Origin of the sequence: Dyella humi (assembly GCF_044904605.1) — a bacterium.
In the GTDB taxonomy this organism is placed as follows: domain Bacteria; phylum Pseudomonadota; class Gammaproteobacteria; order Xanthomonadales; family Rhodanobacteraceae; genus Dyella_B; species Dyella_B humi.
In genome coordinates, this window is the sequence record NZ_JADIKI010000021.1 from 356955 (window position 1) to 383813 (window position 26859).

At 61.3% G+C, this 26859-nt stretch carries 28 protein-coding genes; 8 read left to right on the forward strand and 20 right to left on the reverse strand.

Annotation, left to right across the window (positions count from 1 at the left end):
- Window positions 1-145: 145 nt before the first annotated feature.
- Window positions 146-580, reverse strand: a complete 435-nt coding sequence (locus ISP18_RS02105) for a hypothetical protein (protein ID WP_404559240.1) — start codon at window positions 578-580, stop codon at window positions 146-148.
- A gap of 140 nt (window positions 581-720) precedes the next feature.
- On the opposite strand from ISP18_RS02105, the gene ISP18_RS02110 reads away from it, so the two are divergent.
- Complete coding sequence (locus ISP18_RS02110) at window positions 721-2409, forward strand: long-chain-fatty-acid--CoA ligase (RefSeq protein ID WP_380016545.1); 1689 nt, start codon at window positions 721-723, stop codon at window positions 2407-2409.
- Window positions 2410-2463: 54 nt separating this feature from the next.
- On the opposite strand, the gene ISP18_RS02115 is transcribed toward ISP18_RS02110, so the two are convergent.
- A complete protein-coding gene (locus ISP18_RS02115) occupies window positions 2464-2835 on the reverse strand; it encodes a PilZ domain-containing protein (RefSeq protein WP_380016547.1) in 372 nt (123 codons plus the stop codon).
- A 768-nt stretch (window positions 2836-3603) separates the two neighbouring features.
- On the opposite strand from ISP18_RS02115, the gene ISP18_RS02120 reads away from it, so the two are divergent.
- The 4 genes from ISP18_RS02120 to arsC are packed head-to-tail and all read left to right on the forward strand — an operon-like array spanning window position 3604 to window position 7236.
- Window positions 3604-4533, forward strand: coding sequence for a segregation and condensation protein A (locus ISP18_RS02120; RefSeq protein WP_380016549.1), 930 nt, complete (start codon window positions 3604-3606; stop codon window positions 4531-4533).
- A 50-nt stretch (window positions 4534-4583) separates the two neighbouring features.
- Window positions 4584-5501: an SMC-Scp complex subunit ScpB gene (scpB, locus tag ISP18_RS02125; protein WP_380016551.1), complete on the forward strand. Its 918-nt coding sequence runs from the start codon at window positions 4584-4586 to the stop codon at window positions 5499-5501.
- Window positions 5498-6877 (forward strand): pseudouridine synthase, encoded by a 1380-nt coding sequence (locus tag ISP18_RS02130; RefSeq protein ID WP_380016553.1) that lies wholly within the window; start codon window positions 5498-5500, stop codon window positions 6875-6877. The genes scpB and ISP18_RS02130 overlap by 4 nt, the downstream gene beginning before the upstream one ends.
- Before the next feature lie 8 nt (window positions 6878-6885).
- Window positions 6886-7236 (forward strand): arsenate reductase (glutaredoxin), encoded by a 351-nt coding sequence (arsC, locus tag ISP18_RS02135; protein WP_380016555.1) that lies wholly within the window; start codon window positions 6886-6888, stop codon window positions 7234-7236.
- A gap of 70 nt (window positions 7237-7306) precedes the next feature.
- Here arsC and ISP18_RS02140 read toward each other — a convergent pair whose 3' ends face one another.
- The 4 genes from ISP18_RS02140 to rlmE form a co-directional block, all read right to left on the reverse strand.
- Window positions 7307-7729, reverse strand: coding sequence for a DUF1330 domain-containing protein (locus tag ISP18_RS02140; protein ID WP_404559241.1), 423 nt, complete (start codon window positions 7727-7729; stop codon window positions 7307-7309).
- A 13-nt stretch (window positions 7730-7742) separates the two neighbouring features.
- A complete protein-coding gene (locus ISP18_RS02145) occupies window positions 7743-8339 on the reverse strand; it encodes a DUF2239 family protein (protein ID WP_380016559.1) in 597 nt (198 codons plus the stop codon).
- Between the two features lie 130 nt (window positions 8340-8469).
- Window positions 8470-10404: an ATP-dependent zinc metalloprotease FtsH gene (ftsH, locus tag ISP18_RS02150; RefSeq protein ID WP_380016561.1), complete on the reverse strand. Its 1935-nt coding sequence runs from the start codon at window positions 10402-10404 to the stop codon at window positions 8470-8472.
- Entirely contained in the window at window positions 10401-11051 is a 651-nt protein-coding gene (gene rlmE / locus ISP18_RS02155; protein ID WP_380016563.1) for a 23S rRNA (uridine(2552)-2'-O)-methyltransferase RlmE, read from the reverse strand. Before rlmE ends, ftsH begins: the two co-directional genes overlap by 4 nt.
- Before the next feature lie 80 nt (window positions 11052-11131).
- On the opposite strand from rlmE, the gene yhbY reads away from it, so the two are divergent.
- Both yhbY and ISP18_RS02165 read left to right on the forward strand, forming a co-directional pair.
- A complete protein-coding gene (gene yhbY / locus ISP18_RS02160) occupies window positions 11132-11428 on the forward strand; it encodes a ribosome assembly RNA-binding protein YhbY (protein ID WP_380016565.1) in 297 nt (98 codons plus the stop codon).
- Window positions 11429-11437: 9 nt separating this feature from the next.
- The gene (locus tag ISP18_RS02165; protein WP_380016567.1) at window positions 11438-11815 is read left to right on the forward strand and encodes an Mth938-like domain-containing protein; all 378 of its coding nucleotides are present in this window, start codon (window positions 11438-11440) and stop codon (window positions 11813-11815) included.
- A 135-nt stretch (window positions 11816-11950) separates the two neighbouring features.
- Here the strand turns inward: ISP18_RS02165 and ISP18_RS02170 are convergent, their stop codons facing one another.
- From ISP18_RS02170 to surE, 4 genes are all read right to left on the reverse strand, one after another.
- Window positions 11951-12835 carry a peptidoglycan DD-metalloendopeptidase family protein gene (locus tag ISP18_RS02170; protein ID WP_380016569.1) on the reverse strand — a complete coding sequence of 295 codons (885 nt, stop codon included), beginning with the start codon at window positions 12833-12835 and terminating at the stop codon, window positions 11951-11953.
- A gap of 112 nt (window positions 12836-12947) precedes the next feature.
- On the reverse strand, window positions 12948-13556 hold the full coding sequence (locus ISP18_RS02175; RefSeq protein ID WP_380016571.1) for a YqaA family protein: 609 nt from the start codon (window positions 13554-13556) through the stop codon (window positions 12948-12950).
- Window positions 13556-14248 (reverse strand): protein-L-isoaspartate(D-aspartate) O-methyltransferase, encoded by a 693-nt coding sequence (locus tag ISP18_RS02180; protein ID WP_380016573.1) that lies wholly within the window; start codon window positions 14246-14248, stop codon window positions 13556-13558. The genes ISP18_RS02175 and ISP18_RS02180 overlap by 1 nt, the downstream gene beginning before the upstream one ends.
- Complete coding sequence (gene surE / locus ISP18_RS02185) at window positions 14245-15036, reverse strand: 5'/3'-nucleotidase SurE (RefSeq protein ID WP_380017605.1); 792 nt, start codon at window positions 15034-15036, stop codon at window positions 14245-14247. The genes ISP18_RS02180 and surE overlap by 4 nt, the downstream gene beginning before the upstream one ends.
- 163 nt (window positions 15037-15199) lie before the next feature.
- Here surE and ISP18_RS02190 point away from each other — a divergent pair, with 163 nt between their 5' ends.
- On the forward strand, window positions 15200-15745 hold the full coding sequence (locus ISP18_RS02190; RefSeq protein ID WP_380016575.1) for a Smr/MutS family protein: 546 nt from the start codon (window positions 15200-15202) through the stop codon (window positions 15743-15745).
- On the opposite strand, the gene truD is transcribed toward ISP18_RS02190, so the two are convergent.
- The 10 genes from truD to cyoA form a co-directional block, all read right to left on the reverse strand.
- Window positions 15742-16758 carry a tRNA pseudouridine(13) synthase TruD gene (gene truD, locus ISP18_RS02195; protein ID WP_380017606.1) on the reverse strand — a complete coding sequence of 339 codons (1017 nt, stop codon included), beginning with the start codon at window positions 16756-16758 and terminating at the stop codon, window positions 15742-15744. The genes ISP18_RS02190 and truD overlap by 4 nt on opposite strands.
- A gap of 151 nt (window positions 16759-16909) precedes the next feature.
- Window positions 16910-17236 carry a cell division protein FtsB gene (gene ftsB / locus ISP18_RS02200; protein WP_380016577.1) on the reverse strand — a complete coding sequence of 109 codons (327 nt, stop codon included), beginning with the start codon at window positions 17234-17236 and terminating at the stop codon, window positions 16910-16912.
- Between the two features lie 20 nt (window positions 17237-17256).
- Window positions 17257-18555 (reverse strand): phosphopyruvate hydratase, encoded by a 1299-nt coding sequence (gene eno, locus ISP18_RS02205; RefSeq protein WP_380016579.1) that lies wholly within the window; start codon window positions 18553-18555, stop codon window positions 17257-17259.
- A 194-nt stretch (window positions 18556-18749) separates the two neighbouring features.
- Complete coding sequence (gene kdsA / locus ISP18_RS02210) at window positions 18750-19583, reverse strand: 3-deoxy-8-phosphooctulonate synthase (protein WP_380016581.1); 834 nt, start codon at window positions 19581-19583, stop codon at window positions 18750-18752.
- The gene (locus tag ISP18_RS02215; protein WP_380016583.1) at window positions 19580-21250 is read right to left on the reverse strand and encodes a CTP synthase; all 1671 of its coding nucleotides are present in this window, start codon (window positions 21248-21250) and stop codon (window positions 19580-19582) included. The genes kdsA and ISP18_RS02215 overlap by 4 nt, the downstream gene beginning before the upstream one ends.
- 159 nt (window positions 21251-21409) lie before the next feature.
- A complete protein-coding gene (locus ISP18_RS02220) occupies window positions 21410-22420 on the reverse strand; it encodes a terpene synthase family protein (RefSeq protein ID WP_380016585.1) in 1011 nt (336 codons plus the stop codon).
- Window positions 22421-22773: 353 nt separating this feature from the next.
- Complete coding sequence (cyoD, locus tag ISP18_RS02225; RefSeq protein WP_380016587.1) at window positions 22774-23136, reverse strand: cytochrome o ubiquinol oxidase subunit IV; 363 nt, start codon at window positions 23134-23136, stop codon at window positions 22774-22776.
- Window positions 23136-23756, reverse strand: coding sequence for a cytochrome o ubiquinol oxidase subunit III (cyoC, locus tag ISP18_RS02230; RefSeq protein WP_380016589.1), 621 nt, complete (start codon window positions 23754-23756; stop codon window positions 23136-23138). Before cyoC ends, cyoD begins: the two co-directional genes overlap by 1 nt.
- A 3-nt stretch (window positions 23757-23759) precedes the next feature.
- A complete protein-coding gene (gene cyoB / locus ISP18_RS02235) occupies window positions 23760-25775 on the reverse strand; it encodes a cytochrome o ubiquinol oxidase subunit I (RefSeq protein ID WP_380016591.1) in 2016 nt (671 codons plus the stop codon).
- A gap of 3 nt (window positions 25776-25778) precedes the next feature.
- On the reverse strand, window positions 25779-26705 hold the full coding sequence (cyoA, locus tag ISP18_RS02240; RefSeq protein WP_380016593.1) for a ubiquinol oxidase subunit II: 927 nt from the start codon (window positions 26703-26705) through the stop codon (window positions 25779-25781).
- Between the last annotated feature and the right edge of the window lie 154 nt (window positions 26706-26859).

The following is a 26859-nucleotide window of genomic DNA, read 5'->3' on the forward strand; positions in this document are numbered from 1 at the left end:
TCTCATGGCCGTCATTCCCGCGGAAGCGGGAATCCATTTTGCTCCGATACAAAAAGCGAAGATGGATTCCCGCTTCCGCGGGAATGACGGCCGAGTGGTGACAGCGCAAGATTGCTAGCCTCCTCTCCCAGAAGGAAAGAGGAGGCTAGAGTTGTTGCGTCCACGTCGCGTTATAACAGCGCCAATCATGCCCTTCCCTGCGCCACGCGGTTTCCACCTTGTAGACACCCAGTTCCGAAGGAAACACTTTGCCGCCGCTGGTCAGCGTGACGGTGAAACTGGCTACATATCGCTCGCCGCGCGGCTGCACGTCCACTGGGCCAAGCACCGCATGCAAGGTTTCGCCACGAAATTTCGCCACCCGCAGCAGATTGGCGATGTCCTGTCGGCTCATCGCGCCGCTGTTGCCGTCGAAATCGTCACTAACCGGTTGAAGCACCGCGGCGGCATCAACCTGCTCGGTGGCCTGGGCAACCTTGTCGATCGCCTGCCGGATCAGCACCTCGTCCGGCGCGTGATGGCAACCGGCTGCCGCCAGTATCAGCAGGGCGAAAATCAGAAATCGGTACAGATATTTCATGGCCGGCTTTTCCCAAGAGAGCTCGCTGCAACGCGGCTTGCCGCTGTACGTCAGCGTATGCTCCAATGCTTCGCCCGCATGATGCCCGATGCGCGCTGCCGCCACCATTGGCACGTATTCATGGAGCCTGGAATCGAAACATGAGCAATCAGTGTCCGTGGCTGAGTCACTATCCGGATGGCGTACCTGCAGAGATCGACATCAACCAGTACGCGTCGGTGGTCGCCGTTCTGGAAGAAGCGTTTGAACGCTTTCGCGGGCGTGATGCCTTCTCCAGCTTCGGCAAGCGGCTGAACTACGAACAGATCGATACGCTGAGCCGGCAATTTGCCGCTTATCTCACCGGGGAACTGAAGCTTTCCAAAGGCGACCGCGTTGCGATCATGCTGCCGAACATTCTGCAGTATCCGATCGCGCTGTTCGGCGCGCTACGTGCCGGCATGGTGGTGGTCAACACCAACCCGATGTACACCGCGCGCGAGCTGAAACATCAGCTGGAAGATTCCGGCGCCGTGGCCATCGTGGTGCTCGACAACTTCGCGGCGACCTTGCAGCAGGTCGTGGCCGAAACCCACGTCAAGCACATCGTGACCACCGGCATCGGCGATCTGCTCGGCGCCAAGGGCATGGTGATCAACTTCGTGCTCAAGCACGTGAAGAAGATGGTGCCGCCTTATTCGCTGCCGCATGCGCTGCGCTTCAAGGATGCGTTGGAGGCCGGCGCGAAGCACGCGTTGCCGAAACCCTCCATCACGCATGACGACATCGCCTTCCTGCAATACACCGGTGGCACTACGGGCGTGGCCAAGGGTGCCATGCTTACCCACGGCAACATGGTGGCAAACATGATGCAGGCCGGCGCCTGGATCGGTGCGAACCTCAAGGAAGAACGCGAGATCGTCATCACGGCCCTGCCGCTGTATCACATCTTTTCGCTCACCGCGAACGGGCTGGTGTTTCTGCGTCTGGGTGGCCTGAACATCCTCATCACCAACCCGCGCGATATGCCTGCCTTCGTGAAGGAGCTGCGTAACTCGCATTTCTCAGTGATCACCGGCGTCAATACCTTGTTCAACGGGTTGCTCAACACGCCGGGCTTTGAAAGCGTGGATTTCTCAAACCTGCACCTGAGCCTGGGCGGCGGCATGGCCGTGCAGCGCGCGGTAGCCGAGCGCTGGAAAAAAGTTACGGGCTGCACATTGGCCGAAGCCTACGGCCTCACCGAAACCTCGCCGGCCGCCTGTATCAACCCACTGGATTTGAAGGAATACAACGGCTCGATTGGTCTGCCGATTTCCTCCACCGAGGTCGCCATCTGGTCGGAAGACAATCAACCCCTGCCGATCGGCGAAGTGGGCGAGCTGATGGTGCGCGGCCCGCAGGTGATGAAGGGTTACTGGAACCGCCCCGACGAAACCGCCAAGGTGCTTGCCGATGACGGCTGGTTGCACACCGGCGATATCGCAAAGATGGATGCGAACGGCTATGTGTACATCGTCGATCGCAAGAAGGACATGATCCTGGTATCCGGCTTCAACGTGTATCCGAATGAGATCGAGGACACCATCATGAAGCACCCGGGCGTGGCCGAAGTAGCCGCCATCGGCGTTCCGGACGAACACTCGGGCGAAGCGGTGAAGCTGTTTGTGGTGCGCAAAGATCCCAGCCTCACGGTGGAGCAGCTCAAGGAGTTCTGCCGCGAAAACTTCACCGGCTACAAGCGCCCGAAGACCATCGAATTCCGCGATGCGCTGCCCAAGAGCAACGTGGGAAAGATTCTGCGGCGCGAATTGCGCGACGAAAAGAAACAGCCCGCTGTCGCGGGCTGATAATGCATGCATCGCGCGCGCTCCTACACAGGAAGCGCGCGTAGTTATTTTGCCCTACTCGTCGTGCCACATCTCCAGGATGTCGGCATAGCCGCCCAGCAGATTCCACAGCGGTACCTGCTTGTCCTCGGGGATGTGTGTGTACGCAAACCCGATGTGCCGCTCTGACACGCGCGCCACCTTCGCCTCCAGATGGATGTGCAGGTCGTCGCCGAAGATCATGTCCAGCACCCAGCTCTCGCCGGCCTGACCGCGCCAGTCGAGCGGACGGCGCACCAAGGCGCCCGTCGCTGAAATATCGATCAGGTCGGTCGGATGCGATTCATTGCCGTGGCTCATCAACACCGTGGTCTTGATGCGCATGCGCGCGGGGCGCAGATGCTCCTTGCCGGAACCATCCATGGCATCGTCACCTTTTGTATTCATGCTTTAGCTCCCTAACCCGCTTTACGTCGTCGACGCGACGCCCAGATCCGACCTCCGTGGCGATTGAACCATTGGACTTGGACAACGGTTCCATCACTCGTCAGCACCAGCGTATTCCTGCCGGCGTCCCCCGGATGTGCGCGTATGATGAAGCAAGGCACATGCCACTGCTACAACTACGTTTCAGCGCAGGATGCTGCTCGTTTCCAGGGCTCAGCCTGCTTGCTGGCGACGCAATGGGTCACATGCTGCCGCTGCTTGAACAGCAGCAACCAAGGCCAGCTTGTTGAATGAATCCGCGCCCGCTGCAGTCCAGGGTTTCTTGACAACCCGCTACCGCAGCTGAAGCACTCGCTGGACATGCCACAGCAGTGCCGCTAATCTGTAACCCGCGCGTGGAGCCATGCATGGATGGTCGCCGGGAGCCCCGGCGGGAATGGCCTTCACCCGATGTACTCAGCCGACCTTTTACGAATCGCGGGCGACGCCAGCGGCGTCACGCCGGTTCTTGCCTGATCGTATCTTTACCGACCCGGCGCCGACGACCGCCAGCCTGACACGAACCACGCCGTGTGGATTCATCAGGGCCAGCAATCGCGGGAAACCGTACGCTCGGCTGGGCATTGCGCAGATTGGCTTTTATGGGAATGGCCGCAAAAACCCGGGCCTTCCAGGCATGAACCCTTATGTTCCGCGTATCGGAAAAAGGGTTCTGAGTCGTCAACAGAACGAACGCCAGCCCGTCGGGCGGGCCAATGACATGCATTGATGAGCACTGAGCCAACCGAGTCTCAGCCTGTAGAAGCAACGCAAAATGCGTTCGCCGGGGTTCCGCAGCAGCAGGAAATGCCGCTGGCAGTCGTGCGCGGAGAACCGATCCTGCAGATGCCGCAGGATCTGTACATTCCACCGGATGCGCTGGAAGTTATCCTGGAGGCATTCGAAGGGCCGCTGGATTTGCTGCTGTATCTGATCCGGCGGCAGAACCTGGACATTCTCGATATTCCGATCGCCGAGATCACCCGGCAATACATGGAATACATCGAGATGATGCGCGATGTGATGCGCTTGGAGCTGGCCGCCGAATATCTGCTGATGGCGGCGATCCTGGCCGAAATCAAATCGCGGCTGCTGCTGCCGCGGCCCCCCTCGGAAGAAGGGGTGGAGGAAGATCCCCGTGCCGAACTAGTGCGCCGCCTGCAGGAGTACGAGCGTTTCAAGAAGGCGGCTGAGGACATCGATACTCTGCCCCGCCTGGAACGCGACACGGTGGTGGCGCAGGCCGACACGGGCGAGCGCAATGTGATCAAGCTGCCGCCGCCGCTGGACCTGAAGGAAATGCTGCTGGCCCTCAAGGACGTGATGCACCGGGCCGAATTGTTCGGGCATCACGCCATCAAGCGCGAGGCGCTGAGTGTGCGCCAGCGCATGGGCGAGTTGCTGAGCCGTCTCGAGGGCGACCAGTTCCATCGCTTCGAATCGTTGTTCGACCCCAGTGAAGGAAGACTGGGCGTGGTGGTCACCTTCCTGGCCATGCTGGAGCTGGCCAAGGAATTCTTGGTCAACATCGTGCAGGAAGAGCCGCTGGCGCCGATCTACGTGAAAGCGAACGCCGGTTCGGCCGCGGAAGAAGCCAGCGTCGCCGCCGGCGATGACGCATTCGATGAAGAACAGCATGCCGCCTCCGGCGGCGAATAACAGACAGCGGGAACAACACGCAACCGTCATGGACACCCGATCCTAAGGCTATGCAGATCGAGCAACTCAAACCGATTATCGAAGCCGCACTGCTGGCCGCCAGCCAGCCGTTGAGCGTGGCGCAGTTGGGCGAGCTGTTCGTGGAGGCAGACGAAGTCGACCGCGCACAGATCGCCATGGCGCTGGAGCAATTGGCCGAGGATTGTCAGGGCCGCGGTGTGGAGCTGAAGGAAGTCGCCTCCGGCTTCCGCTACCAAGTGCGCCAGGACATGCACCCCTGGGTCTCGCGCATGTGGACGGAAAAGCCCAGTCGCTACTCGCGCGCCCTCTTGGAAACGCTGGCGCTGATCGCTTACCGCCAGCCCATCACCCGCCCGGAAATCGAACAGATCCGCGGCGTGGTGGTTTCCTCCAACATCATCAAGACGATGGAGGAGCGCGAATGGATACGCGTCGTCGGCCACCGCGACGTGCCCGGCAAACCCGCCTTGTTCGGCACCACCCGCGGCTTCCTCGACTACTTCAACCTGAAATCGCTGGACGAGCTGCCACCGCTCTCCGAAATCCGCGACATGGAAGATCCACAACTGCGGCTGGACGACGAACCTTTCCCACCCAGGCCCGTGCGTAACTTGCCGATCGACCCGGATGCCGAAGAAACCGACGGCGAAACACCCGCCAATGAAGCACACGCTGAGCAAGAAGTGCACGCTGGCGAAGGGTCGATCGACGTCGAACACCACGAAGCGCCGAACGACGAAACATCGAACGAAGCATCCTTGGACGAAGCTGGGGAAAACCCGGAACCTTCGCTCCCCACCGAAGAAACTGCATCCCATCCCGACGAGCCTGACGATGAACTGAAGGCCGTCGCCGAAACCCATCCCGCCACTGCCGACGAGGCAGCGGCTTCCGCGGACGCCGATAACGGCACCGCCGAGCAAGACACCGAGGAGTACCGCGCATGAATGCGCCGCAAAAATCCGTATTGAGCCTCAAGCGCGCCGCGCCGACCGAGAACGCCCCCCAAATCGAAGAGCGCCTGCACAAAGTGCTCGCCAACGCAGGCCTCGGCTCGCGCCGCATGCTGGAGCAACGCATCCAGGCCGGTGAGGTCGAAGTCAACGGCAGCCCCGCCAACATCGGCGCCAGCGTGCGCGCAGGCGATCGCGTGGTGATCGATGGCAAGCAATTCGTTGTCGCCACTGACAGCCGCGACGATGCCGAAGTGCTGGTCTACCACAAGCCCGAAGGCGTGGTGACCACACGCGAAGATCCCGAAGGTCGCCCCACCGTATTCGAACAGCTGCCGCGACTGAAAGGCGCGCGCTGGGTCGCCGTGGGTCGCCTGGACATCAACACCACCGGCCTGCTGCTGCTCACCACCGATGGCGATCTCGCCAACGCGCTGATGCATCCGCGCAGCGGCCTGGAGCGCGAATACCTGTGTCGTGTGCATGGCGAAGTGCCCGACGAGATGATCGAAAAACTCAAGGCCGGCGTAGAACTGGAAGACGGCCCTGCCCGTTTCGACGAGATCGCCGTTATCAGCCGCGGCGGCAGCCACAGCTGGTTCCGCGTGGTGATCCGCGAAGGACGCAACCGCGAAGTGCGCCGACTGTGGGATTCGCAGGGCTTTCTGGTTAGCCGCCTGAAGCGCATCCGCTACGGCGGCATCGAACTGCCGCGTATGCTGCGCCGTGGCGATTGCGAAGCGCTTGGCGAAGAAGCCGTCAAGGAACTGCGCAAGAGCACCGGTCTGGGCGCACCGCAAGCTGTGCTCACGCTGAGCCCGGTGTTGCACCAGCGTCGCGCACCGCGCAACGTTGTGGAATACCGTCCCGAAAAAGGCGGCGCTGCTGGCTGGAGCGGCGGCTACCACGATGAAGCTCGCGAATTGCGCGCCTTCGACCGTATCCGCGAAGACCAACCCGCGCGCGGCAAGCAGCGCCGGCACGCGAATCCGAATCGCGAAGTGAACGGCAACGTGGCGACTCCGGAACGCCAGAAGAAAAATATCCACAAGAAGAAGCGCGTCGCCCCCGGCCAGGAATTGCCGCCGGCACGCACCTGGTTCGCTGGCGAGAACCGCGAAGGTGGGCGCACGCACGGCGGTGGCCAGGCGCCGGGCAATCGTCGCAGTGGTGGTGGCGGTGGTAGCACCAATCCGTATGGCGGCTTCAACGCCGGCGGCGGCGCAAACCGCAACAACAACCGCGGTAATAGTCGTCCTGGCGGCGGCAATAATCGCCCTGGTGGCAATCGACCTGGCGGCCGGCCGCAGCGCGGCAATCGCCCGCAGGGACAAGGCGGCGGTGGCGGCAATCGCGGCGGCAATCGCTGAATCACCGCGTGATCCGCATCTACCACAACAGCCGCTGCTCGAAATCGCGCAGCGCGCTTGCCTTGCTCGAACAGCACGGCAAACCGTTTGAAGTGATTCACTATCTCGAAACGCCACCTAGCGCCGCCGAATTGAAGGCGTTGCTATCGCAACTCGGCATCACCGCGCGGCAACTGTTGCGCACTGGCGAGGATGAGTATCGAGAGCTTGAACTTGGCGATTCGTCGCTGAGCGAAGCAATGCTGATTGCGGCGATGGTGAAACATCCGCGCCTGATCGAACGGCCTATCGTGATCGCCAATGACAACGCGGTAATTGGACGGCCGCCGGAGAAAGTGCTCGACATCCTGCAGTCGTAACGCGAACTCCAACATCTTCACGCCGCGTTGGAGCTCGCTTGCGCCTGCGCCAACTCCAACCTACGCCAAGCTATCCAATCGGCGGTTCCGACAACGGCAGCAGACGCGAATCTTCAAGCGCCGCCGTGCGATGCCCTATTCCGGCCAGATATGCTTCATGCGAAGCGAACGCCATGAACGAGGCGACGCTTTGTTGCCGTACCAGCATCACCATATCCCACCGCTCGTTCGGCGGACCGATCAGGAAATGATCGCCGCCTCCCAGAAACATCAACTCACCACCGCTTTCGCGCAAATAGGGCAAGGTGTGTTCGATATAGCGCTGGAAAGCTTCCGCGCCGCTGATCGCTTCGGCGGGCGCCAAATTTGGCGTGGCCGAATAGTCGGCCACAGTGCGAAAGCGCAACAAGTTGAGCATCACAATGCCGCCTTGCAGTTGCCTCGCCATAAACGCGCGCCCTGCTTCCCATGTAGGTTCCAGATAGTTCGTCACGGATGATGTCCTCTCATTCGCCGAACGCGAGCTCCATTGCGTAATCGCGTACGTCGCCCGGCCACTTGGTGATCAGCTCGCCAAATTTTGCGCGGTCGCCCGCGAACAAGGCGCGCGTGGCTTCTTCGAAGCCGGGCATGTCGCCAGCCATCGCTGACATGAAGTGATAGGCGCGCTCCTGTTGTGCGCGCGTCTTGTCGCGTTCACCGTTCGCGCGCCGCGCTTCCTCTACCAGCTTGCGCAGCGTCACGGACGAACCACCTGGCTGGGATTCCAGCCATTCCCAATGTCGCGGTAGCAAGGTCACTTCACGTGCGACCACGCCCAGTTTCGGACGTCCCCTGCCTCGGGGCGGATCGGGAATGGCACCGACGTCGCTTGCATTGTAAGCAAGCGCAACGGCATGGCGAGCAAGCACCTGCTCGTCGGTGCCTCGCGTATCGAGATCAATCGTACGGCCGGTTCTGTCGTCGAAGATCAGGATCGGCTTGGTACCACCATGCTCGGCGGCGAGCTTCACTGCCAGGGCAACGACGTGGAGCGGGCCGGAGGTTAGGCGCCGGTGACCCTGGAAACTGGTATAGGAAGCGGATGGCGTAGCACTGGTCATGACGGACTCCTGTCAAGGCGTCGAATAATACCCGGATAAAATACGGTCAAGCAATATCATCCGGGTAAAATTATTTTCGCGCCAACAAAAAAGGCCGCCCCGAGGCGGCCTTCCTTGATGATGACCCAGATTAGATCCGGCTCTGCGTGGCCGGATCCCCGACCTTCGCCCCAGCATCGCTGCGCGGCGGCGGCGGCGGTACCGAGCTCGAGGGCGTGGTCTTGGACCAGTCCGCCGGCGGTCCCGGCACGCGGCCAGACATGATGTCGTCGATCTGGCGGGCATCGATGGTTTCGTACTGCAGCAGCGCATCCGCCATCATGTGCAGCTTGTCGATGTTCTCGGTCAGCAACTGCTTGCTGCGCCCGTACGCGCGATCAAGGATCTCGCGCACCACTTCGTCGATCTTGCGCGCGGTCTCGTTGGAGACGTTCTTGTGCTGCGTCACCGAGCGACCGAGGAACACTTCATCCTCTTCCTCGCCGTAGGTCACCGGGCCAAGCTCGTTCGACAGGCCCCACTTGGTAACCATGTTGCGCGCCATCTTGGTGGCGCGCTCGATGTCGTTGGAGGCGCCGGTGGTGACCTTGTCGTTGCCGAAGATCAACTCTTCGGCAACGCGGCCACCGTACAGCGAGCACAGCTGCGATTCGATCGCGGTCTTGTTCATGCTGTACTTGTCGCCTTCCGGCAAGTACATGGTGACGCCCAACGCACGGCCGCGCGGAATGATCGTGACCTTGTAGACCGGATCGTGCTCGGGCACCAGGCGGCCGACAATGGCGTGGCCTGCCTCGTGGTAAGCGGTGAGCTTCTTCTCGTCCTCGCTCATCGCCATCGAGCGACGCTCGGTACCCATCAGGATCTTGTCGCGCGCCTTGTCCATGTGGGACATGCGCACTTCGCGGGCGTTCTCGCGAGCGGCGAACAGAGCTGCCTCATTGACGAGGTTGGCCAGATCCGCACCCGAGAAGCCCGGCGTACCACGCGCAATCACCATGGCATCCACGTCACTGGCGATCGGCACCTTGCGCAGGTGCACTTTGAGAATCTGCTCGCGGCCCTTCACGTCCGGCAGGCCAACCACCACCTGGCGGTCAAAACGACCTGGGCGCAGCAGCGCCGGATCGAGTACGTCTGGACGGTTGGTGGCAGCGATGACGATGATGCCCTCGGTGCCTTCGAAGCCATCCATCTCGACCAGCAACTGATTGAGCGTCTGCTCGCGCTCGTCGTGACCACCGCCGAGACCAGCGCCGCGATGACGGCCGACTGCATCGATTTCGTCGATAAAGATGATGCACGGCGCGTGCTTCTTGGCCTGGTCGAACATGTCGCGCACGCGTGAAGCGCCTACGCCGACGAACATTTCGACGAAGTCGGAACCGGAAATCGAGAAGAACGGCACCTTGGCCTCGCCGGCGATCGCCTTGGCGAGCAGGGTCTTACCGGTGCCGGGTGGGCCAACCATCAGCACGCCGCGCGGAATCTTGCCGCCCAGGCGCTGGAACTTACCCGGGTCGCGTAGGAATTCGACCAGCTCGCCCACTTCTTCCTTGGCTTCGTCGCAGCCGGCGACGTCACCGAAATTCACCTTGACCTGGTCCTCGCCCTGCAGCTTGGCGCGCGAACGGCCGAAGCTCATGGCGCCGCGGCCACCGCCGCCCTGCTGCATTTGGCGCATGAACCAGATGAACACGCCGACGATCAAGATCACCGGCAGCCAGTTCACCAAGAGACCGATCAGCGAGAAGCCGGTGCCGGAATCCTGAGTGACCGTGACGTTCTTGTCCTGCATCTGCTTGACCACCGAATTGGTGGAGAAGCCGAGCACCGGTGCAACGGTGCGGTAGTTGCTGCCGTCCTTGAGCTTGCCGGAAATGGTGGCCGGATTTTCGGCGCTGATGTTGGCGCTGGAGACGTTACCGCTCTCCACGCTCTGCACGAAGCTGCTGTAAGGCAGGTCCGAAGAGGCGCCACCGTGCGGGTTGAAGCTCTGGAACACGGTGATCAGTACTACTGCGATCACCAGCCAGAGCAACAGAGTTTTCCATGTTTCGTTCATGCGCGGTTCTCGCCAGTCTGCTGGCCGGTCGGTTTGAATCCGGTGGCCAGCGCATACACCTCACGCGAACGCGCGCGTGAGGCCTTGGGTTTACGCATACTTACGCGCGAGAACTCGGCGCGCAAGGTACGCAGGTAATCGTCGAAGCCTGTTCCCTGGAATAGCTTGATTAGAAACGCTCCGCCCGGTTTGAGCCAGTGCCTCGAGAAATCAAGCGCCAACTCCGCCAAATCCATCGCACGGATCTGATCGGCCAGCGCTACTCCACTCATATTGGGGGCCATGTCCGACAGCACAAGATCGACCTTCTGCCCATCCAAACGCGCCTCCAGCGCACGCAGAACGCTTTCTTCACGGAAATCGCCCTGCAAAAAATCCACGCCACCGATGCCCTGCATCGGCAGGATATCCAGCGCGACCACAGTACCACTATCGCCCAGGCGCTGCCGGACCAGCTGCGACCAGCCACCCGGCGCCGCACCCAGGTCGACCACGCGCATGCCTGGCTTCAAAAGATGATCGCGATCGACCAACTCTTCCAGCTTGAAGACCGCGCGCGAACGCAACCCTTCGGCCTGGGCCTTTTTGACGTAGACGTCGTCGAAATGCTCCCGCAGCCAGCGGGAACTGCTCTTGCTGCGAGGCATGGGTCGGCTAACAAACCGGGAACAGGGGACGAGCATGATACCCTTTACGATTCCCTCGCAGTGCATCTGAGACTGAACGCATGGCCATTTCCCCCTCGCAGCGACGCTATTTGCGCAGCCTCGCACACGACCTCCACCCAGTGATCCTGCTGGGCGCCAAGGGCGCCACCGAGGCGGTAGTGAAGGAGCTGGACCTGGCGCTGTCGCACCACGAGCTAGTTAAGGTGAAGCTCTCCGGTGGTGATAAGGAGGAGCGCGAGGAGCAGATCCAGTTCCTGATCGATGGCACGCGAGCAGAGAGCGTGCAGCAGATCGGTCACATCGTGGTGCTGTTCCGGCGCAACGAGGAGGATCCCCGCCTGGCTTTGCCACGCTGAGGAGGCTTTATGGATCTTTCGCTGGACCACCCTGGCGATTACCTGTTCGTCCGCCGCGTCACCGAGCGCGCCATTACGGTCATCGACCGCGAGTTGACCGCCAGTTTCCTACTCTCACCCGACCGCGCAGTGGAGCAATGGCCCGTCACCAGCGCTCAGGCGCTTAACGACCATCACGTCGAGTCCGTGCTTGAGCTGAAACCCGAAGTGGTGCTGCTGGGCACCGGCACGCGCCAGCAGTTTCCGTCAGCGGCGTTCATGGCCGGCTTTCTGCGCAAAGGTATCGGCATCGAAGTGATGGACAACGCTGCTGCGGCACGTACCTACGATCTGCTTGCCGGCGAAGGCAGGCGAGTCGTTGCGGCATTCATTCTCCCCGCCAGCTAAGCGCTTTCTCTCCTGAGAGAAGGCTGGGGTGAGGGGCCAACCTTGCCTACAAGCCGATCTGGCCAAGACGCGCCGAAAGCTGTTGCAAGATTGTCCCCTCACCCTAGCCCTCTCCTCGAAGAGGAGAAGGAACCGCTATCGCGACGGCAGATACTCGAGCGGATCCACCGGATTACCGTCCTTGCGAATCTGAAACTGCAGTTCGTCACGTGAACTGCCACTCGAACCCATTTCGGCAATTTGCTGCCCGGCTTTAACCTGCTGCCCTTCCGTGACCAGCCGCTTGCGGTTGTGGCCATAGGCAGAAAGGAAGCTGTCGTTGTGCTTGATGATGATCAGCTCGCCATAGCCGACCAAGCCATTGCCGCTGTACACCACTGTGCCGTCAGCGGCGGCGACTACCGGGTCACCTTCCTTACCCGCGATATCGATACCCGGAATCGCGGCGCTGGCCTGGAAGCGGCCAACGATCTGCCCGGATGCCGGCCAACGCCACTTCACCCCGCCCGCGGTATGCGTACCGCCGCTGCTTGCCACCACCGGTGTGGCGGCCGCAACGGCTGCAGGTGGCGGATTGCTGGGCGCGCTGGCCGGCACTGCCACGACAGCCGGCGGTGGTACCGGGTGTGCAGCCGCCACCGGTGCTGTCGAGCTTGCGTGAGCCGGCTGCGGCATTGTTGCAGCCGGCGTTGTTTCGACTGTCTGGAACACCGACGCCGAGGTAACAGGAGGCGGAGGCGAAGGCACTCTGGCGACAACCGGAGGCGATGGCGCATGCGCAGGCATCGCGCCGGCATGACCCGGCAGTTGCAACACCTGCCCAGGCCAGATCGTGTACGGCTGCGGGATGCCGTTCAACCTGGCCACTTCGCGAAAATCGGTGCCGTTACGGAATGCGATGGAGTAAAGCGTGTCGCCCTTGACCACCGTATAGGTACCGGCTTGTTGTGCTGGCACGGGACGAGCACCGCTCGGCGAACCCGGCGGTTGCTGCACCACGACCGTACTGCAGCCGGTCATGAGTAATGCTATAGCGGCAATTGTGGACCATCGCATCCATTCACTCATGCGCGCCAGCATAACGGGGTCGCGCAGAGTTTTCATGCGATCGCCACGAAACCATCGCTGCATGTTAATGCTTCAGCAACCACCACCCGGCAAGCGCCACCAAAGCAAGCAGCGCCGCCCAACCGATCCATTCGATGTGCTTGTGCAGGATGCGCTCGGCGCGCTCGCCGAACAAACGGATCAGCAAGGCCAGCAGCCACACGCGCTTGCCGCGCCCGAGCAGGATGCAGACCAGGAACGGAAGCACCGGCACGCCCACGATGCCCGAGGCCCAAGTGACGAACTTCATCGGCACCACTGGCTGCAGCGCTGCCAGCATCAGCACCAGCAGCATTTCCAGCCAATGCGAATTCATCTGCGTGCGCAGGCTTTCCACGCCTCGCTCGATCGAGTCGTACAGATGCAGCGATTGCAGCAAGGGCGTGAGTGCGTGAAACGCCCAATGCCCCAGCGAATAACCGACCAGCGAACCCAGCAGCGAGAACAGCAGGCTGAGGTTGGCGTAGAAAAACGCGCGGTGGCGCTTGCCCAGCATCATCGGCGCCAGCATCACCTCGGGCATGATCGGGAAGATGAAGGCTTCCACGAAACTCAGGCCGCACAAGTAATAGACCGCCCTGCGATGGCGCGCCCAGATCAGAACGCGCGCATAAAGCTTTCCGAAGAGCTGCATCAGCCGATACCGCCCAGCAAGGGTACGAAACTGACTGCCGCCAATTCTTCCTGCATGAAATCGCCTTTTCCATCGCCGCGCATGCGGATCAAAGTTTGACTGCTGGGGGACCCGACCGGCGCCACCAGCACGCCATCGGGAGCCAATTGATCGAGAATCTGGGAGGGAATCGCATCGCCCGCCGCAGTAAGAATGATCGCATCGAACGGCGCCTCGGCCGGCCAGCCGAGCTTGCCGTCATCATGGCGTGAGCGGATGTTTTCCAGACCTAACTGGCGGAAGCGGCGGCGTGCCTGACGCAGCAGTTCTTCGATGCGCTCCACCGTGTAAAGCTGCGGCACCAATTGGGCGAGCACCACGGCCTGATAACCGGAGCCCGTGCCGATTTCCAGCACTTTCTGCGGACGGCCGGACTTGGGCTCGAACGGTTCGAGCAAGGCCTCGGTCATGCGCGCCACCACCCACGGCTGCGAGATGGTCTGGCCGTGGCCGATCGGCAGTGCGGTGTTTTCGTAAGCGCGCGAATGCAGCGCCTGATCGATGAAGTGATGGCGCGGTAGATTGCGCATCACGTCGAGCACACGCTGGTCGCGAATGCCCTCTTCCTTCAATTTGGCAACTAGCCGATCGCGCGCACGCTGCGAGGTCATGCCCTCGCCTTTCAATGCGGATGGCGGCAATGGATGGATCATGCAGCCTTACCGTTTTCCTGTTTACCCATGCCGTCGCTCAACGCGCGCACCCAACTGCTCACTTTCTCCAATGCCTGAAAGCGCGTGAGGTCCACGTGGATCGGCGTAACGGAAATGTAGCCACGATTCACCGCATCGAAATCGGTGCCGGGACCGGCATCGTCCACGTCGCCCGCCGGACCGATCCACCAGATCGGCTTGCCGCGCGGATCGGTCTGCTTGATGCACGGTGCAGAGCGATGGCGCTTGCCCAGACGCGTGGTTTCGAAGCCGCGAATATCTTCCCACGGACGATCCGGCACATTGACGTTGAGAATGGTGTCGGCCGGCAGTGAATCGACCAGCAAGCGCTCCATGAGCAGCAGCACGGCCTTAGCCGCCGATTCGTAATGCTCGCCTTTGTGATCCTTGCTGACCAGCGACACCGCGATCGCCGGCAGACCGAGAAAGCGCCCTTCCATCGCCGCCGATACGGTGCCGGAATAGATCACGTCATCGCCAAGATTGGCAGCATTATTAATACCGGAGACGACGATGTCCGGCTCGTAGTCGAGCATCCCTGCCAGCGCCAGATGCACGCAATCGGTCGGCGTGCCCACCACGCGGTAGTAGCCGTTGTCCATGCGCGAGACGCGGATCGGCGCGTCGAGGGTAAGGGAATTGCTGGCGCCGGAGCGGTCACGGTCCGGCGCTACCACCGTGACCTGGCCTACCGCGCTGAGGCGCTCTGCAAGCACGCGGATACCCGGCGCGTCCACACCATCGTCGTTGCTTACCAGAACTCGCATCATGATCCGTTCAAAGCTGTTGACCGGCGTGCAACCTAAGCGATCGCACGCTCCCTGGATCAGGGAGTCTAACTGAGCCGACCATTTGTTTCACCGACGATTTTGTCGCTTTTCGCCACCCAATCTTGACCAAGACACCGTCGCTTTCGCTACGATCACCCTCATGAAACGCCGCAACTCCGCCAACGTGAGCGACGAGGACAGCCGCCTGTTTCGCGAGGCCATCGGCGAGGTGCGCCAGTTCGACCCGGTCGCACCGCCGCCCGCCAGTCCCAAACCGAAACCGTATCCATACATGCTCGAGGCCGACGAGGCCGCCGTGCCGGGCGAACTGCTGAATATGGAGTTCGATCCTGGCCTGATGGAGGTGGGCGAAGAGCTGAGTTATCTGCGCAACGGCTACCCGCCGAAACTGCTGCGCCAGCTCAAGCGCGGGCAGTTCAGCGTGCAGGACGATATCGACCTGCATCAGATGAATGCCGCGGCCGCGCAGGCCACCATTGCCGATTTTCTTGCGCAGGCCTCCGCGCGTGGCTTGCACTGCGTGCGCATCGTGCATGGCAAGGGGCTGCGCTCGAAGGCTTCCGGGCCAGTGTTGAAGACGTTGACGGATCGCCTGTTGCGCCGTAGCGATGACGTGATCGCGTTTGCTTCTGCGCGTCCAATGCAGGGTGGAACCGGGGCTGTCGTTGTGCTGTTGAAAGGCTAGGCGACCAGTTCCCGCACGACGACCGTGGCGTATGCACCCGCCGGCAATTCGAAGCTCAGTTCCAGCGCTTCGTCATCCAGCCAACGCCAAAGCAGATCCTTCGGCAGCAAGCGCAATGGGCGACGTTCCTGATCCATGCGCGCGGCTGCCAGGCCCTCGGCGAGGTCGCTATGTTGCGCGGTGACGGTGCACTCCAATTCGCCGGCAGCCGCGGCGGTGGGTGGTTCGCCCTGCCCCCACAACGGACCGGACGGATGGATGTCGCCTTGCGCCAGACGCGTGGCAAGCACCTCGTCGAACGGCTCCGGGCCAAACCAGGAGCGCGAACCGGCCAGACACCAGATTTCGCCATCCAGCGGTTTGTCCCAGGCATCGCGCTCCACGCGCGCCGCTAGCAGACTGTTGAAGATCTGTGAGCGCGCGGCGGAAAGCAGGATCGAACGCTTGTCGCGATCTACGCGGCGTCCGGCGAACATCGCCCGCGCCTGCGCCACGTTGCCGCCTTCGCGACCGAAGCGTTGTTCGCCGAAATAATTCGGCACGCCGCGCGCGACAATGTTATGCAGCACTTCTTCGGCACGCGTGCGATCGCCGCGCACGTTGCGCAGCACCAGCACAAAGCGGTTGCCGCGTAAGGCGCCGCGCTTGAGCTTGCGCTTGTGCCGCGTGCTCGCCAGTACTTTTACTTCGGCATGCGGAAACGCGCTCCAATCCGGATCGGCTTTGCCCGGCAATTGCACGGTAAAGGCCTGGCGTGTGACGGCGTGGCGATCCTTCAAGCCGGCATAGCCGACGTTCATCGGCGATACGCCTGCAAAGCGTGCCAGTTCACGCGCTACCCAATCCGTGTTGGCGTCGCGCTTTTCCACCCACAGCAAGGCGTGCTCGCCTTCGCCGTCGGCGTCGTAGCCGAGGATTTCTTCGACGCGGAAGTCTTCGGGCGTGCTGCGCAGTTCGGCCGTCAGAGGTGGCGTGCCGTGCGCGCGCGGAAGTTCGGATTCAGGAGCGGTCATAGATACCTTGCCGTCATTCCCGCGGAAGCGGGCACGCGGGGAGAGCACATGGACGTGCTCGGCCTTGAGGAGCGAGGAATCCATGTCGCTCTTAGGCGAGAGTCCGAAATGGATTCCTGCTTCCGCGGAAATGACGGCAAAGAGAAAGTGCTCAATTGCCGCCGCTCGTCCCCGAAGCCGCAGGTACAGCCGTACTCGCCGCTGGCTTCGGCACCACCTGATAGAAGGTCTCGCCCGGCTTGATCAAGCCCAATTCACCGCGAGCACGCGCTTCCACCGCCTGTTCGCCATGCTTGAGATCGTCCACGTCCGCGGCCAGCGCCTGGTTGCGTTGGGTGAGCTTATCGTTCTCGTCACCTTGCTTCTTCACCGCAGCGCGCAAGCTGGTCACCTCGGACATGCCGCCGTGACTGGACCACAGTTCAAACTGCAGTCCAATCAGCATCAGCAACAGGATCAAGGCGATCCAACGCAACATGGCTCAGGCGGTAACCTCGCTCAGCCAGGCAGATGGGTAAGACTGGGAAACGCGTTGCGACCGGCGTAGACGGCAGACGAACCGAGCGCCTCTTCGATGCGCAGCAGCTGGTTGTACTTGGCCACGCGATCGGTACGGCACAGCGAACCCGTCTTGATCTGGGTGGCAGTGGTGGCGACGGCGATGTCGGAGATGGTGGTGTCTTCGGTTTCGCCGGAGCGATGCGACACGATCGCCGCGTACTTGGCGGCATCGGCCATGGCGATGGCTTCCAGCGTTTCGGACAGCGTGCCGATCTGGTTCACCTTGATCAGGATCGCGTTGGCGATCTTCTTGTCGATGCCTTCGCGGAAGATCGCCGGGTTGGTGACAAACAAGTCATCACCCACCAACTGCACCTTATTGCCGATCTTATCGGTGAGCAGCTTCCAGCCGTCCCAGTCGCCTTCGGCCATGCCGTCTTCGATGGTGACGATCGGATATTGCTGCGCCCAGCTCGCCAAGAGATCCACGAACTGCGCCGGCGTGTAGACCTTGCCCTCGCCTTCCAGGTCGTACTTGCCGTCCTTGAAGAATTCGGAACTGGCCACGTCGAGACCGAGCAGGATGTCGCTGCCGATCTTGTAGCCGCTCTTGTTAACGGCTTCGAGAATGGTGTCCAGCGCTTCGATGTTGGAGCGCAGATTCGGTGCGAAGCCGCCTTCGTCACCCACCGCGGTGTTGAGGCCCTTGCCCTTCAGCACGCCCTTGAGCGCGTGGAAGATCTCGGTGCCTGCGCGCAGCGCTTCGGCGAAGTTCGGCAGGCCCACCGGCAGCACCATGAATTCCTGCACGTCGACGTTGTTGTCGGCATGCGCACCGCCGTTGATGATGTTCATCATCGGCACCGGCAACGCGCCCGGCTTGCCGTTGGAAAGGTATTTCCACAGCGGCTCCTTGCGCGATGCCGCCATGGCGTGCGCGGCGGCCATCGACACGCCCAGCAGCGCGTTCGCACCGAGACGGCCTTTGTTCGGCGTGCCGTCGAGGTCGATCAGCTTCTTGTCCAGGCCTTTCTGGTCCGCGGCATCGAAGCCCTTCAGCGTGTTGGCGATTTCACCGTTGACGTTGCCGACCGCCTTCTTCACACCTTTACCCAGATAACGCGACTTGTCGCCATCACGCAGCTCCACCGCCTCGCGCGTGCCGGTGGACGCACCGCTCGGAACCGCCGCGCGACCGAAGGCGCCATCGGCCAGCGTGACTTCTGCTTCGAGCGTGGGGTTGCCGCGGGAGTCGAGAATTTCACGGGCGTGGATGCGAGTGATGGCTGTGCTCATGGTTTGCCTTGATGATGTTATTCAACAGGTGGATGACGTTTCTGCTCTCTCCTCGAAGAGAGGGAGCCAGGAGAAGGGCTGAGCTTGCCAAGTATTCCGTGCTTAATGCAAAGCCTAATTTGCCTCGCCCCAAAAACAGCCTTCACGCAAGGTTGGCCCCTCATCCCTGCCCCTCTCCCCGAGGACAGGGGAAATCAAATATCTTGCTCCAGGAAACCGTGCCGCTTGGTCACGGCGTCCAATTCCAACAGTGTCTGCAGCAGCGCTTCCATCTTGCCGAGCGGCCAGGCGTTCGGCCCGTCGCTAAGCGCCTTGCTGGGATCGGGATGCGTTTCAGCAAACAGTCCGGCGATGCCCACTGCGACCGCCGCGCGCGCCAGCACCGGCACGAATTCACGCTGACCGCCGGAACTAGTGCCCTGCCCGCCCGGCAACTGCACCGAATGCGTGGCATCGAACACTACAGGACAGCCGGTGTCGCGCATCACGCTGAGTGAGCGCATGTCGGAAACGAGGTTGTTGTAGCCGAAGCTGGCACCGCGCTCGCAAACCATGATGTCGTCATTGCCCACGGCTTTGGCCTTGTCCACGACGTTCTTCATGTCCCACGGCGCGAGGAACTGGCCTTTCTTGATGTTCACCGGCTTGCCGGCGCGGGCCACGTTCTGGATGAAATCGGTCTGGCGACACAGAAACGCCGGCGTCTGCAGCACGTCCACCACGGCGGCCACTTCGTGCATCGGCGTGTATTCGTGCACGTCAGTCAGCACCGGCACGCCCAACTGGCGCTTCACCTCGGCCAGGATGCGCAGGCCCTCTTCCATGCCCGGGCCGCGAAAACTACTACCAGAGGAACGATTCGCCTTGTCGAAGCTGGATTTGAAGATGAAGTTGATGCCGAGCTTGCCGGTGATTTCCTTCAGCGTGCCGGCGGTGTCGATCTGCAGTTGTTCGGATTCCACCACGCAAGGACCGGCAATCAGGAACAAAGGGTTGTCCAGGCCGATCTCGAAACCGCACAACTTCATGCCACCGCCCCTTTTGCAAGCTTCTCGCCCTCGCGCACGGCTTTGAATTCGCGCGCAGCACGCACGAAGCCGATGAACAGCGGATGGCCGTCGCGTGGGGTGGAGGTGAATTCCGGATGCGCCTGGCAACCCAGGAACCACGGATGCTTCTGCAACGGCAGCTCGACGATCTCCACCAGCAGGTCGTCCATCGATTTGCCAGAGACCACCATCCCCAGGTCCTCAAACGACTGGCGGTAGCGGTTGTTGAATTCATAACGATGGCGATGGCGCTCGCGCACGATGTCCTGGCCGTACAGTTGGCGCGCCAGCGTACCGGCCTTCAAGCGGCATTCCTGCGCGCCCAGGCGCATGGTGCCGCCCAGATCTGAGCGCTCGCTGCGCTGCTCGATCTCACCGGTCGCGGTGGTCCACTCGGTAATCAGCCCGATCACCGGGTTGGGTGTGTGACGATCGTTCTCGCTGGAATCGGCATCGGTGAGGCCCGCCACGTTCCGCGCGAAATCCACCACGGCTGCGTGCATGCCATAGCAAATGCCGAAATACGGCACGCCGTGTTCGCGGGCGTATTTCGCCGCCAGAATCTTGCCTTCGAAGCCGCGCTTGCCGAAGCCGCCGGGCACCAGGATCGCATCGACGGTGCCAAGCACCTTGGCCGCGCCTTCCGCCTCGATCTGCTCGGAATCGATCCACTGCAGATTCACGCGCGCCTGCTGCTTGATGCCGCCGTGACGCAACGCCTCTCCCAGGGATTTGTAGGCATCCTTGTGCTCGACGTACTTGCCGACGATGGCCACCTTGACCTCGTCCTTGGGGTGCTCGACCGCTTCCACGGTACGCTGCCATCCCGACAGATCGGCCGGCTTGGCGTCCAGGCCCATTTTCTTGACGACGATGTCGTCCAGGCCCTGCTGATGTAGCCACAGCGGCTGCTTATAGATGATGTCCACGTCGGCCGCGCTGATCACGGCCTGCTCGGGCACGTTGGTGAACAGAGCGATCTTGCGGCGCTCACTGTCCGGCAGCGGCTGCTCGCAGCGGCACAACAGGATGTCTGGCTGGATACCGATCGAGCGCAGTTCCTTCACGGAGTGCTGGGTCGGCTTGGTTTTGATCTCGCCGGCAGCCTTGATGTACGGCACCAGGGTGAGGTGCATGAACAGGCATTTCTCTGGGCCGTGCTCGATGCGCAGCTGGCGGATGGCTTCCAGGAAGGGCTGGGACTCAATGTCGCCCACCGTGCCGCCGATCTCGACCAGCGCCACGTCGAAGCCGCGGGTGGCCTCGTGAATGCAGTGCTTGATCTCGTCGGTGATATGCGGGATCACCTGAACGGTGGCGCCCAGATAGTCGCCGCGACGTTCCTTGCGGATCACCGATTCGTAGATCTTGCCGGTTGTGATGGAATTCTTGCCGGTGAGACGAGTGTGAACGAAGCGCTCGTAGTGGCCGAGGTCCAGGTCGGTTTCCGCGCCGTCGTCGGTCACGTAGACCTCGCCGTGCTGGAAAGGACTCATCGTGCCCGGATCCACATTGATGTAGGGATCGAGCTTCATCATGGTGACCGAAAGCCCGCGCGCCTCAAGAATGGACGCAAGCGACGCCGCCGCGATGCCCTTGCCAAGCGAGGACACCACACCGCCAGTGACGAAAATCAGGGGGGTCATGGAAAGCAGCCGTGCTGGAAATCGGCATTTTAGCGGCAGAACGCTCCAGCCGCGAGATACTTCGCGGCTTCGACCGCAAACTTTCTTCCTGACCGGGCTGTGGATGCCCCTTTTCGCTAAAACGTGGCTGGCGAAAAGCCGACTGAGGGTTGTTAACGTTCAGACGACCGCGACGGAGACCGCGTCGCCCGGCACAGGCTGAGCGGCTTTCGGCAGCGGATGCGGAACGCGGCAGATGATGCGCTCTCGGTCATAGCGGGGGCAGACGAAATGCCAGTAACTGAAGCCTTCTGCCATGTGATGCATAAGCACACCCCACTCCCGGAGCTCGCTAGGCAGCGCATCAATCAGCATCGACAACTTCGCCAATGCTGCACGGCATAGGCTAACTACCCGGCCATACGCCGACTCGAAATCGCATCCGTACTGGTTCTGAACCAACACGACAAGATTCACACGGTCCGCATCCTTTTCCACACTGACCAGTTCATTCACGATGGCAACGATGGCCGATGCCGTCATCACCACGCGGCGGGCTGCGGGTATCCGGTCCACGTCCCCTATCTGCAGATCGAGGAGCTGCGCGGTGGGAATCACGCCGATCGTGATCACACGCCTGCGCAGATGAACCCACGGACTCACCATGCCCGTTGCATGAATAGAACTGTTTTCGCGAGCGACGGTTTTCACCCACACGCTCATCTTCCGATTGAGTCGATGCACGTAGTCGCTGGAGACTCCCAGGCTTTTGTAGCCATCGACGATCGCCTTCCAGGCTTGCAGATAAGGATCCTTTTCACAGTCAGCACCGGCGTCCCATCGGAAGGCGCTCTTCATGCCGTGCAGGATGGTGCCGAGGTCCGGCGCCTTCTCTACCACCACATCATCCCAGAGCAGCCACAGGGTGATGTATTTCGAATAGAGCAAGAGCTCTTCAAAACTCGCAAAGGGGTGTGAAAAGCCGGCATAACCCCATACCGCCATGCGGCTTACCTTTTCCGCATAACACTCATCAGGAATGAGACCAGAAGCTTCCATCCACGCGATCGTCGCTCGCTCCACTTCATGCGCGTACGGTGAAAGTTTCACGTGAGACAAACTCAGCTCGTGCTGCGCGCCTGAGTCCACCAAACCTTGCATCGACGATTCACTTGCCGAATCCATGTTCATCTTTCACCTCGCACGGCGAGAAGCAACATCAATGCTTGACGTTTCGATGGGACAGCATGGGGCGTCAGGCTTATTGCAAGCCCGGACAGCAAACATCACTTATGCATCGCGCTACCGAAAATGGCGCGCATATTGATGCTACCTACACATCTATAAATGAAGAATCAAAATGCAGTTACGAGCCCAGGCAGCAACGTGTCCCCCTTATTCGGGCACAGCATCACGTTGAGAAGCCGAGCATAAAAAAACCTCTCCGTTCCGGAGAGGTTTTTTGGTGCGATATACGACGTCAAGTACTACCCCGGAGCCATAACCCCCATTGAGCTGCCAGGGGCCAGACCGCACACGGGATATCAGCCGATGCTCGAAGGCATCGAGGTCGGATGCATCATGTAGAGGTTCATGTTGTGCATCACCCAGATCGAACCGACCACGATGATGGCGATGATCAGCACGGTGAACACGCCGATGGACAAGTTGTCGCGCTGACCCGGCTTGCTGCTCAGATGCAGGAAGAACACCAACTGCACCAGCACCTGCGCCACGCACAGCACCATGATGCCCGGCATCACCATGTTATGCGGCACCGCGCCTGACATCACGCATCCGAACGACATGAACGTCAGGATGATGGAAAGCGCGAAACCAACGATGTAGGACTTCAGCGTGCCGTGATTGGCGTGCTGGTGATCCGCATGACTGTGATGAGCCGACATCAGAGCACTCCCCGCAGATAGACGATGGTGAACACGCAGATCCAGACCACGTCCAGGAAATGCCAGAACAGGCTCAGGCACGACAGACGGCGCGTGACGGTATCGGTGAGGCCGAAGCGGCGCACCGTGTCCATCATCATCACGATCCAGATCAGGCCGGCGCTGACGTGCAGGCCGTGCGTGCCGACCAGGGTGAAATAGGACGACAGGAACGCGCTGCGATTCGGGCCGGCGCCCTCATGAATGAGGTGCGCGAACTCGTGCACTTCCATCACGATGAAGCCCAGGCCGAACAGGAAGGTGACGAACAGCCAACCCATCACCTTGTTGCGCTTGCCGGCGTGCATGTTCAGCATCGCCAGACCGAAGGTGAAGCTGCTGAACAACAGCAGCATGGTTTCACCCAGTACATACGGCAGTTCGAACAGCTCCTTGCTGGTCGGGCCGCCGGCAGTGGCGTTGCAAAGCACGGCGAACGAAGCGAACAGCGCTGAGAAGATCAGGCAGTCGCTCATCAGATAGATCCAGAACCCGAGCAGGGTCTTGGATCCGTCGTCGTGATGGTCGTCAGCAGCGTGCGCGACGATGTCGTGATTAGCGGTAATGGTGGAACTGCTCATGACTTAAGCAACCTTCTGACCGGCCGATGCCGGATCCACGTTTTCGACCAGCTTCTGCAGCGGCACCAGGCGTGCGCGCTCGATCTTCTCCACTTCAGCACCCGGCACGTAGTAGTCCACGTTGGTGTCGTACGCACGGACGATGAACGAGGCGATCATGCCGGCCAGGCCTGCGATGGCGAGCCACCAGATGTGCCACACCATGGCAAAGCCCAACACCGTGCCGAACGCGGCCATCACCAAGCCCACGCCGGTGTTGCGCGGCATATGGATGTCCGCATAGTGCGCGTGGCGCGGATAGGCGCGCTTGTGCTCCTTGTCGGCCCAGAACTGATCCAGTTCCTCGACCTTCGGCAGCACGGCGAAGTTGTAGAACGGCGCCGGCGAGCTGGTCGCCCACTCCAGCGTGCGGCCGCCCCACGGGTCGCCGGTGAGATCGCGGTTCTCGGCGCGATTGCGCACGCTCACCACGAACTGCAGCAAGGTGAAGCCGATGCCCAGCGCGATGATGCCAGCGCCGACGGCGGCTACCACCAGGTAAGGCTGCCACGCCGGATTCGCGTAGTGGTTCATGCGGCGCGTCATGCCCATCAGGCCCAGCACGTACAGCGGCATGAAGGCCAGATAGAAACCGACCAGCCAGCACCAGAACGAAGCCTTGCCCAGGCGCTCGTCCAGCTTGAAACCGAACGCCTTCGGGAACCAGAAGTTGATCGCGGCCATGATGCCAAACAGCACGCCGCCGATGATCACGTTATGGAAGTGCGCGATCAGGAACAGACTGTTGTGGAGCACGAAGTCCGCACCTGGCACGGCCATCAGCACACCGGTCATGCCGCCGATGGTGAACGTGACCATGAAGCCCACTGTCCACAGCATTGGTACCGTAAAGCGGATGCGTCCGCGATACATGGTGAACAGCCAGTTGAACAGCTTCACGCCGGTCGGCACCGAGATGATCATCGTCGTGATGCCGAAGAAGGCATTCACGTCCGCGCCCGAGCCCATGGTGAAGAAGTGGTGCAGCCATACGACGAAGGACAGCACGCCGATGCCCGCGGTAGCGAACACCATCGACTTGTAACCGAACAACGGCTTGCCCGAGAAGGTGGAAACAATCTCCGAAAACACGCCGAAGCACGGCAGGATCAGGATGTACACCTCCGGGTGGCCCCAGATCCAGATCAGGTTGATGTAGAGCATGGCGTTGCCGCCGAGCTCATTCGTGAAGAAGTGCATATCCAGGTAGCGATCGGCCGCCAGCAGCGCCAGCGCCACTGTCAGCACCGGGAACGCCGCCACGATCAGGATGTTGGTGACCAGCGCGGTCCAAGTGAACACCGGCATTTGCATCAGCTTCATGCCGGGCGTGCGCATGCGCAGGATGGTGACGATGAAGTTGATACCGCTGAGCGTGGTACCTAGACCGGATAGCTGCAGCGCCCATATGTAGTAATCCACGCCTACCGTTGGGCTGAATTTCAGCTCCGACAGCGGCGGATAGGCCAGCCAGCCGGTGGCGGCGAAGTCACCCACGAACATCGACAGCATGACCAGCACCACGCCGGACACGGTGAGCCAGTAGCTGAGCGAGTTCAGAAATGGATACGCCACGTCGCGCGCGCCGATCTGCAGCGGCACGATCAGGTTCATCAGGCCCACCACGAACGGCATGGCGACGAAGAAGATCATGATCACGCCATGGGCGGTGAAGATCTGATCGTAGTGATGCGGTGGCAGATAGCCGGCCGCATCCGCGGAGGCGATCGCCTGCTGGGCGCGCATCATGATGGCGTCGGCAAAGCCGCGCAGCAGCATCAGCAGCGCCAGGATCACGTACATGATGCCGATGCGCTTGTGGTCCACCGTGGTGAACCACTCGCTCCACAGATAGCCCCACTTGCGTTGATGAGTGACCCAGCCGAGCAGTGCAGCACCGCCCAGACACACCATCACCAGGGTGCCCATGATGATCGGTTCATGGAAGGGAATGGCCGATAGAGAAAGTTTTCCGAACATGGCCTACTCCGCAGCCTTGGCGTGATCGTTATGCGAGGGAATGGCGCTGGCCTGCGCAGGCGCGGTGCCGATCTTGTCCATCTGCATATCGCCCATGTACTGGCCGATGATGCTGTCGAACAGACCCGGCTTGACGTTGGTGTAATACGTCACCGGCACTTTTTCGCTCGGCTGCGTCAGCGCGTGATAGGTCTGGTCGTCGAGATTGGCCGAGCTGGCCTTGGCCTTCTTGATCCAGTCCTCGAAGCCCTGCTGCGACATCGCGTTCGCGGTGAAGTGCATGTCGGAGAAGCCCGCGCCGCTGTAGTTGCTCGACAGGCCCGCGTAGCTGCCCGGCTCGCTCGCGATCAGGTTGAGCTGCGTCTTCATGCCGGCCATGGCGTAGATCTGGCTACCCAACTGCGGAATGAAGAACGCATTCATCACCGAGTCGGACGTGATCTCGAAGTGCACCGGCACATTGGTGGGGAACGCCAATTCATTGACGCTGGCCACGCCATAGTCCGGATAGATGAAAGCCCACTTCCAATCCATTGACACAGCCTGGATGGTGATCGGCTTCACCTTGGATTCCAGCGGCTTGTACGGATCGAGCGCGTGCGTGGTGCGCCAGGTGATCGTCGCGAGAATCGCGATGATGATGCAGGGAATGACCCACACTACCGCTTCGATCGCGGTCGAATGCGACCACTTCGGCGCGTAAGTAGCCTTGGTGTTGGACGCACGGTAGCGCCAGGCGAAATACAGGGTCATCGCGATGACTGGGATAACGACCAGCAACATCAAGCCGGTGGCAATCAGGATCAACGACTTTTCCTGCATGCCCACGTCACCCTTCGGCGCGAGGACTTCCAAGTTGCAACCGCTGAGACACACGGCGAGGCCTGCGCATGACCAGCGCAAGGCGGAGACGAGGGAACGCTTGTTCACGAACGACTCTTAAGACAGCTGATGGGGATGTTGCCGGGGAAGACAACGTGCATAGGATATCGCGCTGCAGCAAGTCGTGACTAGCCCGCGGCATGCAGACAGAATGTCGCGCCGTATTTTTTTTCACCGTCGCAGCACCTTCGCTGCACAACTT

Excerpts from the sequence above, each read along its gene's own strand:
- cyoD (WP_380016587.1), bottom strand. The coding sequence starts at position 23,136 with ATGTCGGCTCATCACAGTCATGCGGATCACCAGCACGCCAATCACGGC.
- surE (WP_380017605.1), bottom strand. The coding sequence starts at position 15,036 with ATGCGAGTTCTGGTAAGCAACGACGATGGTGTGGACGCGCCGGGTATC.
- ISP18_RS02190 (WP_380016575.1), top strand. The coding sequence starts at position 15,200 with ATGAAACGCCGCAACTCCGCCAACGTGAGCGACGAGGACAGCCGCCTG.
- rlmE (WP_380016563.1), bottom strand. The coding sequence starts at position 11,051 with ATGCCTCGCAGCAAGAGCAGTTCCCGCTGGCTGCGGGAGCATTTCGAC.
- ISP18_RS02220 (WP_380016585.1), bottom strand. The coding sequence starts at position 22,420 with ATGAACATGGATTCGGCAAGTGAATCGTCGATGCAAGGTTTGGTGGAC.
- ISP18_RS02130 (WP_380016553.1), top strand. The coding sequence starts at position 5,498 with ATGAATGCGCCGCAAAAATCCGTATTGAGCCTCAAGCGCGCCGCGCCG.
- ISP18_RS02110 (WP_380016545.1), top strand. The coding sequence starts at position 721 with ATGAGCAATCAGTGTCCGTGGCTGAGTCACTATCCGGATGGCGTACCT.
- ISP18_RS02105 (WP_404559240.1), bottom strand. The coding sequence starts at position 580 with ATGAAATATCTGTACCGATTTCTGATTTTCGCCCTGCTGATACTGGCG.
- ISP18_RS02145 (WP_380016559.1), bottom strand. The coding sequence starts at position 8,339 with ATGACCAGTGCTACGCCATCCGCTTCCTATACCAGTTTCCAGGGTCAC.
- ISP18_RS02165 (WP_380016567.1), top strand. The coding sequence starts at position 11,438 with ATGGATCTTTCGCTGGACCACCCTGGCGATTACCTGTTCGTCCGCCGC.
- ISP18_RS02180 (WP_380016573.1), bottom strand. The coding sequence starts at position 14,248 with ATGATCCATCCATTGCCGCCATCCGCATTGAAAGGCGAGGGCATGACC.
- ISP18_RS02215 (WP_380016583.1), bottom strand. The coding sequence starts at position 21,250 with ATGACCCCCCTGATTTTCGTCACTGGCGGTGTGGTGTCCTCGCTTGGC.
- truD (WP_380017606.1), bottom strand. The coding sequence starts at position 16,758 with ATGACCGCTCCTGAATCCGAACTTCCGCGCGCGCACGGCACGCCACCT.
- kdsA (WP_380016581.1), bottom strand. The coding sequence starts at position 19,583 with ATGAAGTTGTGCGGTTTCGAGATCGGCCTGGACAACCCTTTGTTCCTG.
- ISP18_RS02120 (WP_380016549.1), top strand. The coding sequence starts at position 3,604 with ATGAGCACTGAGCCAACCGAGTCTCAGCCTGTAGAAGCAACGCAAAAT.
- ISP18_RS02115 (WP_380016547.1), bottom strand. The coding sequence starts at position 2,835 with ATGAATACAAAAGGTGACGATGCCATGGATGGTTCCGGCAAGGAGCAT.
- cyoC (WP_380016589.1), bottom strand. The coding sequence starts at position 23,756 with ATGAGCAGTTCCACCATTACCGCTAATCACGACATCGTCGCGCACGCT.
- scpB (WP_380016551.1), top strand. The coding sequence starts at position 4,584 with ATGCAGATCGAGCAACTCAAACCGATTATCGAAGCCGCACTGCTGGCC.
- yhbY (WP_380016565.1), top strand. The coding sequence starts at position 11,132 with ATGGCCATTTCCCCCTCGCAGCGACGCTATTTGCGCAGCCTCGCACAC.
- eno (WP_380016579.1), bottom strand. The coding sequence starts at position 18,555 with ATGAGCACAGCCATCACTCGCATCCACGCCCGTGAAATTCTCGACTCC.
- ftsH (WP_380016561.1), bottom strand. The coding sequence starts at position 10,404 with ATGAACGAAACATGGAAAACTCTGTTGCTCTGGCTGGTGATCGCAGTA.
- ISP18_RS02175 (WP_380016571.1), bottom strand. The coding sequence starts at position 13,556 with ATGCAGCTCTTCGGAAAGCTTTATGCGCGCGTTCTGATCTGGGCGCGC.
- cyoB (WP_380016591.1), bottom strand. The coding sequence starts at position 25,775 with ATGTTCGGAAAACTTTCTCTATCGGCCATTCCCTTCCATGAACCGATC.
- ftsB (WP_380016577.1), bottom strand. The coding sequence starts at position 17,236 with ATGTTGCGTTGGATCGCCTTGATCCTGTTGCTGATGCTGATTGGACTG.
- ISP18_RS02170 (WP_380016569.1), bottom strand. The coding sequence starts at position 12,835 with ATGACCGGCTGCAGTACGGTCGTGGTGCAGCAACCGCCGGGTTCGCCG.